Consider the following 15,437-nt stretch of genomic DNA (forward strand, 5'->3'; position numbering starts at 1 on the left):
TAAGTTAGGTGGTCCAGATTCTCGGCACTGCAGCCTGCCTGCCCGTCAGCTCCGGGGCAAGGGTCTGCCGCAGGGTTTCAAATCGTTCTTTGGCCTGACCGGGATGATCCCCCAGGTATCGTGCCACAAGCAGATTGTCCATTAATGTCATGCCGAAATTTTCCTTAAAAAAGGGGGCATTGTTTTGAATCTGGCTGAAAAGTTGTTCCTGGACCGGATAGGCCCAGAACGTTGCCGTAACCGGCTGGTTTCTTAATCCTGCCGGTCCGGCCAGGTCTTTTTTTCTTTCAACTTTAAGTTTTTCAAACAGCAGCGGGGTTGCGTCGTTAAACAGGGTGACCGTTGACTTAAGCTGTCCATATGCAAATGGCTTTTTGAGTGCGGGAAGTCCCAGGCACAGAATTTCCCACCCCATGAACCTGGCCTTTGGGGCAAGATGAACCGTTGTTGCAAGGCTGCCCATGGCCCCTTCAAACAAAATGGTCTCCTGGGGAAACCACTCTATCACCGATCCGTTGCCCACGGTCAGGGTCTGGGCCTGCACCGCCTGCCGGCCACGGGAACGGTAAAACTTGGCTGCCCCCGGCGTGGTTAAAAGGGCATGGGTGTTTTCCCCGGCATAAACGGCAAGGTCAAGGACGTCACCGCCCACAAGGCCGCCCGGGGGATGCAGCAGGTAGATGTGGCAGGTGCCGTCTTCGGCATATAACGGCTGCTGGATGGTCAACGGCCCCTTGCGTTCAGTCTTTGAAAGGATGGTTTTACCTTCCTTGTTTTCAAGAGAGAGGCTCAAAGACGCATGCCACCCCTTGTTGCTGTCACCGGATGGTATGGGATTCGGGAAACACATGGGTTAATTATACGGTCAGATACTTGCTGATAAGGTCATCGGTAAGCTGGGAAATATTGCCGCCGGCCATGAGCCTTCCCCGGTCCATGATAAAGAAGTGGTCTGCCGTCTGTTTGACAAAGTGAAGTTTTTGCTCCACCAGAAGCACGGCCATGCCCACCTCCTGAATCAGCCTTTTAATGATTTCCCCGATCTCCTGGACAATGTTGGGCTGGATGCCCTCGCAGGGTTCATCCAGAATCAGCAGGGACGGGTCCAGAACCAGAGCCCTTCCAATGGCAAGCTGCTGCTGTTGCCCGCCTGAAAGATCACCGCCCCGCCGTTTCAGCATCTCTTGTAACACAGGAAAAAGTTCAAAAACCATGTCCGGGATCTTTTTTTTCCCTTTTCCCACCGTGGTCAGGCCAATGGTCAGGTTTTCTTCAACGGTTAAAAGAGGGAAAATCTGGCGTCCCTGGGGAACATAGCCAATGCCTGAGCCCGCCCTGTCTTCAGCCCGTTTTTTAAGGAGATTATTCCCCTGAAAGGATATGGCCCCGCTTTTGACGGGAACAAGACCCATGATGCAGTTGAGCAGCGTTGTTTTTCCCACGCCGTTTCGGCCCATCAGACAGGTGCAGCACTTTTCTTCAATGGTAAGGGACAGGTCCCAGAGCGTATGGCTTTCACCGTAATATTGATTTAAATTTTCGATTGTAAGCATGCTTATTCTCCCAGGTAGACTTCCCGGACCTTTGGGTTGTTCTGGATATCGTCCATGTTGCCTTCGGCCAGAATGGAACCCTGGTGAAGGACCGTTACTTTCCGGGCAATGGAGCGCACAAAGTCCATATCATGCTCCACCACGATGATCGAACGATTGCCGGCAAGGGAGGTCAACAACTCTGCGGTTTTCTCCATCTCCTGGCGGGTCATGCCTGCCACAGGTTCATCCACCAGCAACAGGACGGGTTTTTGCATCAAAAGCATCCCGATCTCAAGCCATTGCTTCTGGCCGTGGGAAAGGGAACCGGCCCGAGATTTAAAGGATTCCGAAAGGCCGACAATTTCAAGGGTCTGGTCGATCATATCCTTTTGCTCGCCCGTAAGGGAGGAAAACAGGGTGGGCACCACCCGTTTATCCGATGCCATGGCCAGCTCAAGGTTTTCAAACACGGTATGCGCTTCAAACACGGTGGGTTTTTGAAATTTTCTGCCGATGCCGGCTTCTGCAATTTCAGGTTCGGTGCGTGATAACAGGTTGATGGTCTGGCCGAACCAGGCAATGCCGGAGTCGGGTTTTGTTTTGCCGGTGATGATATCCATCATGGTGGTTTTGCCTGCACCGTTGGGGCCGATAATACAGCGCAGTTCCCCTTTATCTACATACAGGTTCAGGTCATTGATGGCCTTAAACCCGTCAAAACTGACGCTGATTCCCTCAAGGTATAAAATTACCCTGTGGCTGGTATCCAGGACAGGCGGGATTTCAGGGATCAGAAAATCAAATACGCGGTCCCTGGGCCAGAACTCCCGGAACGCTTTAAGGGGTTGAATCATGCTGCCTCCTTTCGAAGCCGGATCAGGCCTGCAATCCCCTTGGGAAGAAAAATGGTTACCACAATAAAAAGAGCGCCCAGGGCAAAAAGCCATGCATCGGGCAGGGCGCCTGTCAGATAACTTTTGGCCCAGTTGACCACCAGAGCCCCGGCAACAGCACCATACAGGGTTCCTCTGCCGCCCACAGCCACCCAGACCACGATTTCAATGGAGTTTAAGGGGGAAAATTCCGACGGGTTGATGATGCCCACCTGGGGCACATAAAGGGCACCGGCTATGCCGGCAAGGCCTGCAGAAAAGACAAATACCCACAGTTTCACAGTTTCAACATTATATCCCAGAAACCGGACCCGGTCCTCGGCATCCCGTATGGCGGCCAGGACCCGCCCAAGTTTTGAAGAGACCAGGTACCGGCAGGCAAGGTAGGCTAAAATCAGGCAGCCTGCCGTAACGGCAAAAAGTCCGGCCTTGGTCCCGTCACTGAGAAGTGAAAACCCCAGAAGATCCTTAAAGTCGGTCAGCCCGTTGTTGCCGCCAAACCCCATTTCATTTCTGAAAAATGCAAGCATGAGCGAATAGGTCAATGCCTGGGTAATGATGGATAGATAGACACCGGTGACCCGCGATTTAAAGGCAAGCCATCCGAATACCAGGGCCAGCAGGCAGGGGACCAGCACAATCATGACTGCGGCAAAGGGGAACATGTCAAACCCGTGCCAGAACCAGGGGAGCTTGTCCCAGTTCAAAAACACCATGAAATCCGGCAGGATAGGGTGGCCGTATTCCCCCCTTGTGCCGATCTGGCGCATGAGATACATGCCCATGGCATAACCGCCCAGGCCAAAGAAAACCCCATGGCCCAGGCTTAAAATTCCCAGATACCCCCACACAAGATCAACTGCCATGGCCAGCATGGCATAGGTCAGATATTTTCCCCACAGTGACATGGTAAAGGTAGAGACATGGAAAAAATTTGTTTCCGGCACCATGAGATTCAATACCGGCACCATGATCATGGCGGCACCCAGGGCAATCAGCAAAGGGATTCCCAGCTTGTCGTCAAAAATAAAGGATAAGCGTTTCATTCAGTTAACCTGCGGCCCTCCCTTTCTGGGGAAAAAGCCCCTGGGGACGTTTTTGGATAAAGAGAATAATGAAGACCAGCACAATAATTTTTGCCAGTACAGCCCCGGAAAACGGTTCAATAAATTTGTTGGCCGTCCCAAGGCTTAGACCGGCAAGCAGCGTGCCCCAAAGGTTTCCCACACCGCCGAATACCACGACCATGAATGAGTCAATGATATATGCCTGGCCAAGATTGGGGCCCACATTGGTCAGCTGGCTTAACGCCACACCCGCCACACCGGCAATGCCTGACCCAAGCCCGAAGGTAAGGGCATCCACCCTTGACGCCGGAACCCCCATGGCTCTGGCCATGGCCCGGTTCTGGGAAACCGCCCGGACCTGAAGGCCAAGGGATGTTTTTTTCATGATCAAAAACAACGCCCCAAACACAAACAGGCAAAAAAAGAAAATTACAATCCGGTTCATGGTCAGGGAGAGGATCGGGTTCAGCACAAGGGAACCGCTCATCCAGTCCGGCGCACTGACCGCACGGTTGAGGGGCGAAAAGACGGATCGGACCGCCTGCTGGAGAACAAGGCTGACGCCAAAAGTTGCCAGCAATGTTTCAAGGGGACGGCCATAGAGAAATCGGATAATGGAGCGTTCAATGACAATGCCGGAAAGGGCGGATACCAGAAATGCACCCGGAACGGCCAGGCAAATGGCAAGTCCCAGGTGGTGGGGCAACAATTGCTGAATCACCCAGGTGGTATAGGCCCCGATCATGATCAGTTCGCCGTGGGCCATGTTGATCACGCCGATAACCCCGAAGGTAATGGCAAGGCCGATGGCGGCAAGAACCAGGATGGACCCGGCGCTCAACCCGAAAAACAGGGTTTCCAAAAACCCGTAAAAAGCGATTCTTGATTCAATGCGCTGCAGAATTTTTGTGGCTTTTTTCTGAACCTGTTCGCTGGTTTTTTCGTTTATAAGGTTAATCAGGCCCGTCTTTACGGCCGGGTGGAGGCTGCCCTTGAGTTGAGACAGGGCAGACAGCTTTGCCTCGTTGTTTCCGGTCTTCAGGGTATCAATGGCAATGGCAGTTGCAAGGGCCTGTCTGACCTTGTGACTGGTTTCCTGTTCATACAGATCCTTGAGGGAGTCCACCATATCCGGGCTTAGTTTCCCAAGGAGTCTGTATACTGCATCAGCACGTTCCCGGGGGGGGCCATGGTAAAGCTGAAGCAGTGAAAGCCATCCCTTGAGCTTTTTTCTAATATTATTGTTAATCCCGATCTTTCTGATACTTCTGCTGCCGACCTGTTGTGTTACGTCATTGGACAACACCCCTGTGGTGGTATATTGGCCGTCTGATTTTGTGGCATACACAACTTCTTTGTCTTTTTGGGTGTAGTAAAGATCTCCTTCAAGAAGCGCGGAAAGAAGCTTTTCCACTTGAGGATCCTTGCTTTGAACGATCTGCTCAAGTCCTTGAATTTTATTGTTGAAATCTTTCTGGGTAAGTTTTTCCAGCCCCTGATCAAAGGTTCTGGCTGCTGCGTTTGCGGGCAGACCTTCAAAAAATGCCGCATACATTGCAAAAGCCAGGATAAAAAGGAGGGCGGGAAAACGGCTCTTTGGGGAGGTAAACATATCAGAACCCAATCCTTAAGGAAAATGTTTTGCCAGGCCTGTCAGGCATCTGCCGTTAAAGGGGCCAGCGCTGTTTTAAATGGTTTGCCAGGGTCTGGCAGAGGAAAAAATTCCTCTGCCGGAGTTCTGCGCGAACGTATTACAAATTCAGGTTATTTAGTTACCTTGAAGTTGCCGTTTTTCAATGGGGCCCGCCAGTCAGAGATCAGGTCTTTGGAGCCGGGCAGGTAATCTGACCATGCATCCCCAACCACCAGTCCCGGGGTCTGCCAGACCACCTCAAACTGCCCGTCTTCCTGGATCTCGCCGATAAGAACGGGTTTGGTGATATGATGGTTGGGCATCATGGCTGAATAACCGCCGGTAAGGTTCGGCACGGTAACGCCGATAATGGCATCCTGGACAGCCCCGGCATCTGTGGTTCCGGCTTTTTCAACCGCTTTAACCCACATGTTGAAACCAATGTAGTGTGCTTCCATGGGGTCATTGGTGACCCGGTTGGGGTTTTTGATAAAGGTATGCCAATTTTCAATGAACTCATCATTGGCAGGGTCGTTCACGCTCATGAAATAATTCCAGGCAGCGAGGTGGCCTACAAGGGGTTTGGTGTCGATGCCCGACAGTTCTTCTTCTCCAACGGAAAAGGCAATAACCGGGATATTGTCAGCAGTGATGCCCTGGTTTCCAAGTTCTTTATAAAAAGGCACATTGGCGTCGCCGTTGATGGTCGATACCACAGCCGTTTTTTTGCCGGCGGTTCCGAATTTTTTGATGTCGGCAACGATGGACTGCCAGTCAGAGTGGCCAAAGGGGGTGTAATTGATCATGATGTCAGCATCGGCCACCCCTTTGCTTTTCAGATATGCCTGCAGAATTTTATTGGTGGTCCTGGGATAGACATAATCGGTTCCTGCAAGAACCCAGCGTTTAACGCCGATTTCATTCATCAGGTAGTCAACGGCAGGAATGGCCTGCTGATTTGGCGCAGCACCGGTGTAGAAAACATTTTTGGACGACTCTTCACCCTCATACTGAACCGGGTAGAACAGCAGGTTGTCCAGCTCCTCAAACACGGGAAGGACGGATTTTCTGGACACGGATGTCCAGCACCCGAAAACGGCCGCCACTTTGTCTTTTTCAATCAACTCCCTTGCCTTTTCAGCAAAGAGGGGCCAGTTGGAGGCCGGGTCAACCACAACAGCTTCAATTTTTTTACCCAGAAGGCCGCCTTTTTTGTTTTGTTCATCAACCAGCATCAGAATGGTGTCTTTCAGCGTTGTCTCGCTAATGGCCATGGTGCCTGACAGAGAGTGAAGCACGCCTATTTTGATGGTGTCTTTGGCTGACGCCGGGGAAACTATCGCCATACAGCAAAAAAGCGCAGCAGTGATAAACAGCAATCTGTGGAATAAACGGTTACAATTCATTTTAAGTCCGATCATTTTTTAAATTTTAAGTTAATCAATGGCGGAGTACCTGAAAAGGCAGTCCTGCCATTTACAATAAAGTTCCAATGGGAACCCCTGTTGCAACAAATGATCCAAAAACATATTTATCTTTTGTGTTTTATGTTAACAACTTGAATTGTATAGTATTATTTCGAATAGACCCACATGGCGCCGGATTGAATCCGGCATGATTATGTGATTTTAATTTGTTAGAATATAATTTTATTACAAGTATGTGTCATGATATTTGCGACACATATTCATTTTTGTATTTTTTATAAAAAACCATCATGCCGTGTTTGTGGCAGGCCTGAACGCCAGTACATGAATTGTTTATTCTCCGGAAACCTGCCAGGATATTTTAATTTAGTATAATTAATTGATTATAAGATGATAGCTTGTCTTTTCGGAATGATGGTTAGGGATGAGTTTGTTTTGAGAATTTAATTTGTTTCTTTTTTGTTGTTTCACAACCTGCCTGAACATCGGGATATGTTGTTTACCGCAACCGCCTCTACAACGCTGCAAATCGGCTGATCCCAGCGTCTTTTGCCTCTTTGACAGCTTTGTTGAACTCAGTTTCAGAAACAGGCCTTTCTAATTCTTTTACATGGAGTGCCTTCCCGCAAGGCCGATATTGATCCATGATGTTAACATAGGTGTTTTTTGAGACCTGGTTGGCAATAAATGACATCACCTCCCCGGTACCGGCAATCCCCGAAGGCATGACCAAGTGTCTGACCAGTACCCCCCGTGTGGCAATACCATTTTCATCAACCTGCAGATCACCAACCTGCCGGTGCATTTCAACAACGGCTTTTGCGGCTACTTCGGGATAATCCGGCGCATTGCAGGTCTGTCCGGCAATAACCGGATCCCAAAATTTAAAATCCGGCATATAAATATCGATCACCCCCTCCAGCAGTTTTAAGGTCTCCACCTTGTCGTATCCGCCGGAGTTATATATCAAGGGTATCCTTAATCCCCCGTCAATGGCCATATCAAGGGCGGATAAAATCTGCGGCACCACATGGGTAGGCGTCACAAAATTAATGTTATGGCAACCGTTATTCTGCAGGATCAACATCATGCCGGCCAACTGCCCGAGCCCACACTCATCTCCGTTCCCCTGGTGACTGATGTCGTAATTCTGGCAGAAATTACATTTCAGGCTGCAGTGGGTGAAAAAAATGGTGCCGGAACCAAACGCGCCCACCAATGGCGCTTCTTCTCCAAAATGGGCGTTAAAGCTCGAAACAATCGCTTCTTCTCCGGTGGCGCACTCCCCCACCTCCCCTGAAAAACGGTCGACTTTACACGCTCTGGGACAAATCTCACAGGATCTCAACAGATGCCGCGCTGTATTGATTTTATCCCGGAGCAGCCCTTTCTTTTTGGTTTCAATATAGGCTGGTTGAAAAGCTGTCATTGCATACTCCTTTTTTTTCGGGTCCCTAAACAGCCATGCCCTTGGCACGGTGTTTCCCCTCGGCCTTTGCTTCATAAAGCGTCTTATCCGCAGCGTCGATCAGGTTTTGCTTCGTGGTGCCGGGATTCCCCCCGGTCACCGACACCCCGATGCTCAGGGTCACATAAGGGGCAATCGGAGAATAGGCATGCGCTATGTTGAGGTCATCAACCTCACGGATGATATGTTCAGCCGTATCCATGGCCCTGTCCAAATCACAGTAAGGCAGGACCGCGGCAAATTCCTCGCCGCCGTAGCGGGCAACAAAATCACCGGCCCGCAGCAATGTGCCTTTGATGGCGCCGGCAACCCTGCGCAACACCACATCTCCTTTGCCGTGGCCGTAATTATCATTGTACTGCTTGAAATTATCCACATCCATAATCAGCAGTGCAATGGGTTTCGCCGATCGCATGGCCCGGTTCCACTCCTTTTCCAGCACCTCATCGAACCGGCGGCGGTTGGGAATTTCCGTGAGGGCGTCGATAAATGCAAATTTTTCCAACAGGTCCTGCTTGCGCTTCAAATTCAACTGTATTTCAACCCTGGCCTTGACCGTGGGCGGATGAAAGGGTTTGGTGATGTAGTCCAGCGCGCCCACTGCAAATCCTTTGGTCTCATCCATAACCTCGGAAACCGCAGTGACGAATATAATGGGGATATGCCTGGTTTTCTCATCGTTCTTCAAAATTTCGCAAATCTGATATCCGTCCATTTCAGGCATGATGATATCCAGCAGAATGATGTCCGGAGGAGATTGGGCCCGGGCCATTTTCAGGGCCCGTTCCGATGTTACGGCCGCAGAGATCTTGTAATCCTCCTTGAACAGCTCCATCAGCATCTCGATGTTCTGTTTGTTATCGTCCACCAATAAGATTTTTTGGCGCTTGTTTTTCTTGTCTGTCATACGATTGTTCTCCTGGGTATCTCAAAACTGTTCGATGATTTCGTCCAGTTTTTCCTGGGCGCTTTCAAAATCAAAGGCATCCATAAACCCAATCAGTTGTTTTATTGTTTCGTCACCGGCCAGGGAGACCAGGCCCGGGTGTATTTTTTCAAGGAGATTTCTTGCAGCATCCAGGTCATCATCTAAAAGCTGTTTCAATTCGGTCAATTCTTCAACCGTAACCGAAGCATCCTCCGGCTGTGCCCCGCTAGCGCTCTGTGTTTTTAAAATGCCGGGAACCCCCGTGTCCAGACCTTCCAGAACCATCCTTATTTTATCCGCAAACAGGGTCCAGGAAGGGGAGTCTATAGTCAGTGTTCCTTGTTTGGCATCTGCCTCAACACCAGCGGCCGCCCCGGAGAGTTCCATTGCTCCCAGGTTGGCGCCCACACCCTTTATGGAATGGGCTTTTCGCAGGACCGTTTCCATGTCTCCCCCGGCCAGGGCCGAGGCGATATCATCCACAGCAGTCCTGTATTCAGAAAGAAAAGAGTCTAGTAATCTTTTATAGAGGTTGACATTGTTGTTGGACCTGAAGAGCCCGGTCCCCACCTCAATACCAGGCAATGTAAAGTCAGGGAGGACCCTGGTTTCAGGTCTCTTTTTTACGGATACACCGGCATCCGTTTCCTCTCCGGGTGAGATCCATTTGGCCAATACGGCAAACATCATTTCCGGATCAATGGGCTTGGACAGGTAATCGTTCATTCCCGCCCCAATACATTTCTCACGGTCTCCTTTTAATGCATGGGCGGTCATGGCAATGATCGGCAGATCCTTGAACCGCTCCTGGGCACGGATTCTTGCCGTGGCTTCAAACCCGTCCATCTCAGGCATCTGGATATCCATGAGCACAACATCATAAACCGATGTTTCGAGCTTTTCCAGGGCAATGTGGCCGTTTTCCGCTGTCTCGACTTTCACGCCCTCGCTTTCCAGCCACTCCCTGGCCACCTCCTGGTTGATCATGTTGTCTTCCACCAGCAGAACGGTCCCCCCTGACAGATGAAGCTGCTTGTCTGGGCCGGGATCCGGGGTATCCGTGCCGGACGGTGTGATCATGCTTGATTTGCGGCCGAATAACCCCATGATGCAGTCAAACAGCAGGGACTGGTTTACGGGTTTATGGAGAAAGGCATCCAGGAAAGATTTTTCCGCCTGCCCGATGAGGTCTTCCCGGCCATAGGCTGAAATCATGCAGATAATGGGTATTTTCGGGATTTCAAGTTTGCGCTTGATGCGCTTGGCCGTATCCAGCCCGTTCATTCCCGGCATTTTCCAGTCCATGAGGACTAGGTCAAACAGGTTTTTCTCTTCTGACAGGATTTGAATGGCCTCTTCTCCTGATCCGGCAGTCACGGCCTCCATTTGAAAGGAGGTAATGATATCCGCCAGAATATCCCTGGCGGTCTTGTTGTCGTCCACGATGAGGACCCGCAGTCCGCGAAGATCCATGGGGGTGTCAGGCTTGATTTCTTTTTCAGGCGGCTGCCGGTCAAACCTGGCTGTAAAAGAGAAGGTACTGCCCTGTCCGGGAAGGCTGTCAACGGCTATGGTACCGCCCATGAGCCGGACCAGCCGGCTGGATATGGCCAGTCCCAGACCGGTGCCGCCGAATTGCCGGGTGGTGGAGGTGTCTGCCTGGGTAAAGGACTGGAATATGCTTTCGATCCTTGCCGGGTCAATGCCGACGCCGGTATCCTTGACCAGGAATTTCAGACAGGCTTTTTCACTGCCGCACGCTTCTTCAGGGGCGGTATTTTCAACCGACACCACAATCTCCCCCTGGTTTGTAAACTTGATGGCGTTGCCGGTCAGATTAATCAGTATCTGTCCCAGGCGGACCGGGTCCCCGACCAGGGCAGCCGGTACATTCTCTTCCAGGTGGACCGCAAATTCGATCTCTTTATCAAAGGCTTTAAATGCAAACATCTCACTGAGATTGGCCATAACTTCATAGAGAGAGAAGTCCGTGCGCTCAAGGTCCAGCCGCCCGGCCTCGATTTTGGAAAAATCCAGGATGTCATTGATCACTGCCAGCAGGGATTTGGAAGAAACAACGATTTTATGCAAGTACTCTTGCTGTCTGTCAGTGAGGGGGGTGCGTGAAAGCAGTCCGGTAAGCCCCATAACCGCATTCAGGGGCGTTCTTATCTCATGGCTCATATTGGCCAGAAACTCACTTTTTGCCTGGGAAGCCGCTTCTGCCGCCTGCCGCTTTTTTTCAGACATCTCTTTTTCCAGGCGGGCAGTGATATCCTGGACCATGCCTTCGAACAATTTTTGTTCGTCTTTTTCGGCGATAAGTCTTGCATTCAGTTCCACCGGGAACACGGTTCCGTCCCGGCGTTTGAAAACGGTTTGAAAGTTGTTTACCTGATCCTCCTTTTCCAGGGATTCCATGAAAATCCGCCGGTCTTTGGGATCGGCGTAAAACTGGTTTTTAAGGTCGGTTACCGATTCCATCATGGATTGGACTGAGGGGTATCCCATCATCCGGGCCAGTGCCGGGTTTGCCGTAATCAGCCGGCCTTCCGGCGCTGTCTGGAATATACCCTCGGTGGCATGCTCAAAGATACTCCGGTACTTTTTGGCCAGGTTTTCCAATTCATTTTTCCCGGCTTTGAGCTTGGCGGCCATTTCATTGAGTGATTCCGCCAGAATACCGATTTCATCGCTTCGTCCGACCATTATCCTGTGGTCCAGATCGCCGTGGCCTATGCGTTCGGCCCCTTCCTTCATCATAATGATCGGTCCGGCGATCTTGCGGCCGGTTAAAAAACCGGCGATCAGAATAAACGGGAGAATACACAAAAAGGTAATGCCGGCGTGCATGAGCAGCTGTTGCTGGTATCCCTTTACCGTACTTGCCGAGATATCCACGCCGATTATCCCGGCCCGTGTTCCGTCCTTTCGGAAAAAAGGGGCATAGCCGGAGAGCCAAGTGCCCCATTCGTCCGTATAAAAATCGGCCTCAACCACGGGGTGTTTCAATTCGGAAAAAGATGCGGCCAGTAACTTGGAAGGAGCCCTGTATTTCTCGCCCAGGTGGGCGGTTTTCTCCGGATCAATTTCAGCATCAACGGCAAAAACGATCCCGCCTTCAGGTCCTTTGCACATGGTGTAAACGAAATGAATATCCCTTGACGCGTTTCGGATCTTCTGCAGGGTGGCGCGAAACGATATATAGGCATTTCCGCCTTCCTGGGAAGGATCGGCCAGGGTGGCGTGGAGTTCACCATCAAGATTCGCAGCGGAGATGGCCACGATATCCAGCAGTCTGCGCCTGATATCTTTCATCACCTGATCCGCTGCAGTGCGGTAAAGAACAAAAGAGGTAATCCCGGATACGGCAAGGGCAAAGACAAAAATCAATACCGTCAGCTTTTGATTAAGTTTCATTCTTTGTTTTCATTCAGTTTTGATTTTATATGTAACCGTAGGCGTTCTATTGTTTTAGTACGCGTTGTCACGGCCGGTGGGAGAGTGCTTTTATATATGATGCTGTGACGTGTCACCTGGGTCCTTTTTTTAAATAAAAAATTGACGGGATGAATGTACTTTAGTCCCCCGGTTTTTGTCAAGGGAACTGGCATGTCCCTGACCCGCTATCTAAAAAAATGGCTTGAAATGGAGTGGTTATTTGGGTATGTCCGTTTTATAAGAAACTATAGACAAGATACAGGAAACAAGAGAGACAAGCGCCTGGGGCGCTCATTTTAGACCTGCATTGTTGCTGTTTTTAGTTTCATTGTTCGTTGTGGGCTTGAGGCCCATGGGGGGGGTATATAAAGTCACAGGTTCCAATCATAACAACTATTCGGACACAGGGAAAAACGGTCGCTGCCTGGCCCTGCTGGTGGGCAACGGCTCTGTCTAACATCTTGATTTTTTCTGACTCTTATCAGGCAGGTCGCTATGCCGATCTATAATTTAGCCGTTATTACAAAGCAATCCGTATTTTGTTAAAAAAATTAAGTTTCCGGTTCACACATGATAAACTATATAATTATGTGTAATAATTAAAAAGGAGATCTGTTATGCCCACAAATTTAGCCATTGATGACAAATTAATAGAGGATGCCTTGATGATCGGCAACCATCGCACCAAAAAAGCGGTGGTTACCGAAGCTTTGCAGGAATATATTCAACGACGAAAACAGGTGGAAATCCTTAAGCTGTTTGGAACGATAGACTATGATGTCGACTATAATTATAAAGATCAGCGGCAGGTAAATAGATGAGGATGTTTTTTAAAGAGCGGTAATGAGAGTAGCGATCAGCGCAGCAATTTTGACGGTATTTATTTTAGGCCCAGGTTTGTCTACTGCCGATACGGATCGTTTCGTTAAGCGCCAATCCAGGAAAATAAACTGCCAGACCCTTGTCATAGGCAACGCAAAATATTCAGACTCTCCTTTGACCAACCCGGGGAACGATGCATCTGATATGGCATCTGCATTGAGAAGACTTGGATTTAACGTAATTGTAAAAATAAATGCAGATCACCGTCAGATGGATACGGCGATCAGGGAATTTGGAAAAATACTGCCCCGCTCAGGTATCGGGCTGTTTTATTTTGCAGACCACGGCATGCAGATTAAAGGAAAAAACTACCTGATTCCAATCAACAATAATATTCATGACGAAACCGATGTGAAGTGTGAAGCACTGGACGCAGAAAGGATTCTGGCCAGAATGGAAGGGGCAGGCACCGCCATGAACATAGTCATTCTTGATGTCTGCAGAGTAACACCCCGCCTGATGAGCAGCCGGCAGTATATGTGTCATGGAATGATGCCAGGGCCTTTATTTCATGGCTGAATGGAAAAACAGGCAAGACCTTTTCCCTGCCCACGGAAGCCCAGTGGGAGTATGCGTGCAGGGCAGGAACCGGCACCATGCGATATTGGGGGGATGGTGAAGATGAGGCCTGCGCTTATGCCAATGTTCACGATGAAACTTCAAAAAGAGTTTTTAAGTTTGATTGGGCGCATCATGCGTGTAACGACGGTTATGCCGGAACATCCCCTGTGGGACGGTTTAAACCCAATAATTTCGGACTGTATGATATGCTGGGCAATGTATCGGAATGGTGCGAGGACGGGTATGACAGTGAAGCCTATTCAAAACATGGACGAAATGATCCTTTTGTTAGTAATGGATCGAATCGGGTGTTGCGCGGCGGCTCCTGATGCTACTTTCCCGGGGCGTACGTTGTGCCATCCGCAACAGGTACGGCCCGTCTAATGTGTTTTACTACTACGGGTTCCGGCTTGTCCTCTCAGGTCACAAGTAGGTCAGGTTCGGCGAGCCGGGGCCGGGAAATAAGAAACAGGATTGAAAAAGGTGTGCAATGTCCGTGCAATATGAATTTTGTCCGCAACTCACTACCAAAGGCCGATCAGTAGTGCTTTCCCAACTGACGTGTTGGCATAAGACATGAGACAGGCAAACAAGGAAAAATCACCCATGAAAAAAATACCCTATGCAGTAGGCTCTTTTGAGCAAATACAAGAGCAGGGCTATTATTATGTGGACAAAACCCGTTATATATCAGCGCTTGAAAACTGGCAGGCTCCGGTATTCTTACGTCCCCGGCGTTTTGGCAAAAGCCTTTGGTGCGCCACTCTTGAATGTTATTACGATATAAACCGCAAAGATAAATTTTCCTCGCTTTTTGGAAACACCTGGATAGGGAAACATCCGACACCGCTTAAAAACAGTTTTATGGTGCTGAGATTAAATTTTTCTGTGGTTTCAGTCAGGCCCGATATCCGAATCATTGAAGAAAATTTTACAATAACACAGGGCGCATCCCTGCAAACCTTTTTGTCAAGATATGCTTCATATCTTGGCGAGTTAGGGATTATCAGGGAAATGTCCGTTGCCAATCAACTGCAAATCATTATTGAAACAATACATAATCATAGCTTGCCGCCCCTATATATCATCATCGACGAATACGACAACTTTACCAACCAGCTTGTGACCACCCGCAACGACAATTTGTACAAGGCACTAACCACAGGGGACTCTTTTCTACGTTCCTTTTTCAAGGTGATAAAATCCGGCATTGAGACGCAAAGCATCGGCAAGGTCTTTATCACGGGTGTTTTGCCGATTACCATGGATGATTTGACCTCGGGCTTTAATATTGCCGAAATTGTGACCTTAAACAAACAATTGGTAAGTATGCTGGGGTTTACCCATAAGGAAACCCAGGATTACCTGGCCCGGGTGTTTGATGCCCATGGGTTTGATCCCGCCCGTATGCCTGAAATCCTTGGGATCATGGAGAACCATTATGATGGTTACCGTTTCCTGCCGGATGTGGAAGAGACCCTTTATAATTCAACCATTGTTACTTATTTTTTAAAAAATTTTGTTTTAAACAACGGTGAAATCCCCCGGGAACTCATAGACGACAATATTAAAACCGATGTGTCCTGGATAGAGCGGCTGACC

Annotated in this window: 13 protein-coding genes; 4 read left to right on the top strand and 9 right to left on the bottom strand. The window is 49.5% G+C overall.

Translation table 11 applies throughout. The annotated features are described in order from the left end of the window. Positions 1 to 4 precede the first annotated feature (4 nt). From Q366_RS01790 to Q366_RS01830, 9 genes are all read right to left on the bottom strand, one after another. On the bottom strand, positions 5 to 850 hold the full coding sequence (locus Q366_RS01790) for an urease accessory protein UreD (protein ID WP_035235692.1): 846 nt from the start codon (positions 848 to 850) through the stop codon (positions 5 to 7). Between the two features lie 7 nt (positions 851 to 857). Further along, positions 858 to 1,553, bottom strand: a complete 696-nt coding sequence (urtE, locus tag Q366_RS01795) for an urea ABC transporter ATP-binding subunit UrtE (protein WP_035235693.1) — start codon at positions 1,551 to 1,553, stop codon at positions 858 to 860. A gap of 2 nt (positions 1,554 to 1,555) precedes the next feature. Then, a complete protein-coding gene (gene urtD, locus Q366_RS01800) occupies positions 1,556 to 2,389 on the bottom strand; it encodes an urea ABC transporter ATP-binding protein UrtD (protein WP_035235694.1) in 834 nt (277 codons plus the stop codon). Then, the gene (gene urtC / locus Q366_RS01805; protein WP_035235695.1) at positions 2,386 to 3,474 is read right to left on the bottom strand and encodes an urea ABC transporter permease subunit UrtC; all 1,089 of its coding nucleotides are present in this window, start codon (positions 3,472 to 3,474) and stop codon (positions 2,386 to 2,388) included. Before urtC ends, urtD begins: the two co-directional genes overlap by 4 nt. A gap of 4 nt (positions 3,475 to 3,478) precedes the next feature. Continuing rightward, complete coding sequence (gene urtB / locus Q366_RS01810; RefSeq protein ID WP_035235697.1) at positions 3,479 to 5,107, bottom strand: urea ABC transporter permease subunit UrtB; 1,629 nt, start codon at positions 5,105 to 5,107, stop codon at positions 3,479 to 3,481. A gap of 152 nt (positions 5,108 to 5,259) precedes the next feature. Further along, on the bottom strand, positions 5,260 to 6,534 hold the full coding sequence (urtA, locus tag Q366_RS01815; RefSeq protein WP_035235803.1) for an urea ABC transporter substrate-binding protein: 1,275 nt from the start codon (positions 6,532 to 6,534) through the stop codon (positions 5,260 to 5,262). Between the two features lie 535 nt (positions 6,535 to 7,069). Beyond that, positions 7,070 to 7,984, bottom strand: a complete 915-nt coding sequence (locus Q366_RS01820; RefSeq protein ID WP_035235698.1) for a radical SAM protein — start codon at positions 7,982 to 7,984, stop codon at positions 7,070 to 7,072. Between the two features lie 25 nt (positions 7,985 to 8,009). Then, positions 8,010 to 8,930 carry a diguanylate cyclase domain-containing protein gene (locus Q366_RS01825; RefSeq protein WP_035235700.1) on the bottom strand — a complete coding sequence of 307 codons (921 nt, stop codon included), beginning with the start codon at positions 8,928 to 8,930 and terminating at the stop codon, positions 8,010 to 8,012. A 21-nt stretch (positions 8,931 to 8,951) separates the two neighbouring features. Then, positions 8,952 to 12,371, bottom strand: coding sequence for a response regulator (locus Q366_RS01830; protein ID WP_035235701.1), 3,420 nt, complete (start codon positions 12,369 to 12,371; stop codon positions 8,952 to 8,954). Positions 12,372 to 13,009: 638 nt separating this feature from the next. Between Q366_RS01830 and Q366_RS01835 the strand changes: the two genes are divergently transcribed. The 4 genes from Q366_RS01835 to Q366_RS01850 form a co-directional block, all read left to right on the top strand. Continuing rightward, the gene (locus tag Q366_RS01835; RefSeq protein ID WP_035235703.1) at positions 13,010 to 13,213 is read left to right on the top strand and encodes a type II toxin-antitoxin system VapB family antitoxin; all 204 of its coding nucleotides are present in this window, start codon (positions 13,010 to 13,012) and stop codon (positions 13,211 to 13,213) included. A 22-nt stretch (positions 13,214 to 13,235) separates the two neighbouring features. Next, a complete protein-coding gene (locus tag Q366_RS01840; protein ID WP_051957753.1) occupies positions 13,236 to 13,793 on the top strand; it encodes a caspase family protein in 558 nt (185 codons plus the stop codon). Then, positions 13,754 to 14,164 carry a formylglycine-generating enzyme family protein gene (locus Q366_RS01845; RefSeq protein ID WP_051957754.1) on the top strand — a complete coding sequence of 137 codons (411 nt, stop codon included), beginning with the start codon at positions 13,754 to 13,756 and terminating at the stop codon, positions 14,162 to 14,164. The genes Q366_RS01840 and Q366_RS01845 overlap by 40 nt, the downstream gene beginning before the upstream one ends. 277 nt (positions 14,165 to 14,441) lie before the next feature. Beyond that, positions 14,442 to 15,437 (top strand): AAA family ATPase (locus Q366_RS01850; protein ID WP_035235704.1); only part of this gene is annotated, 996 nt, incomplete at its 3' end.

Origin of the sequence: Desulfobacter vibrioformis DSM 8776 (genome assembly GCF_000745975.1) — a bacterium.
In the GTDB taxonomy this organism is placed as follows: Bacteria; Desulfobacterota; Desulfobacteria; order Desulfobacterales; family Desulfobacteraceae; genus Desulfobacter; species Desulfobacter vibrioformis.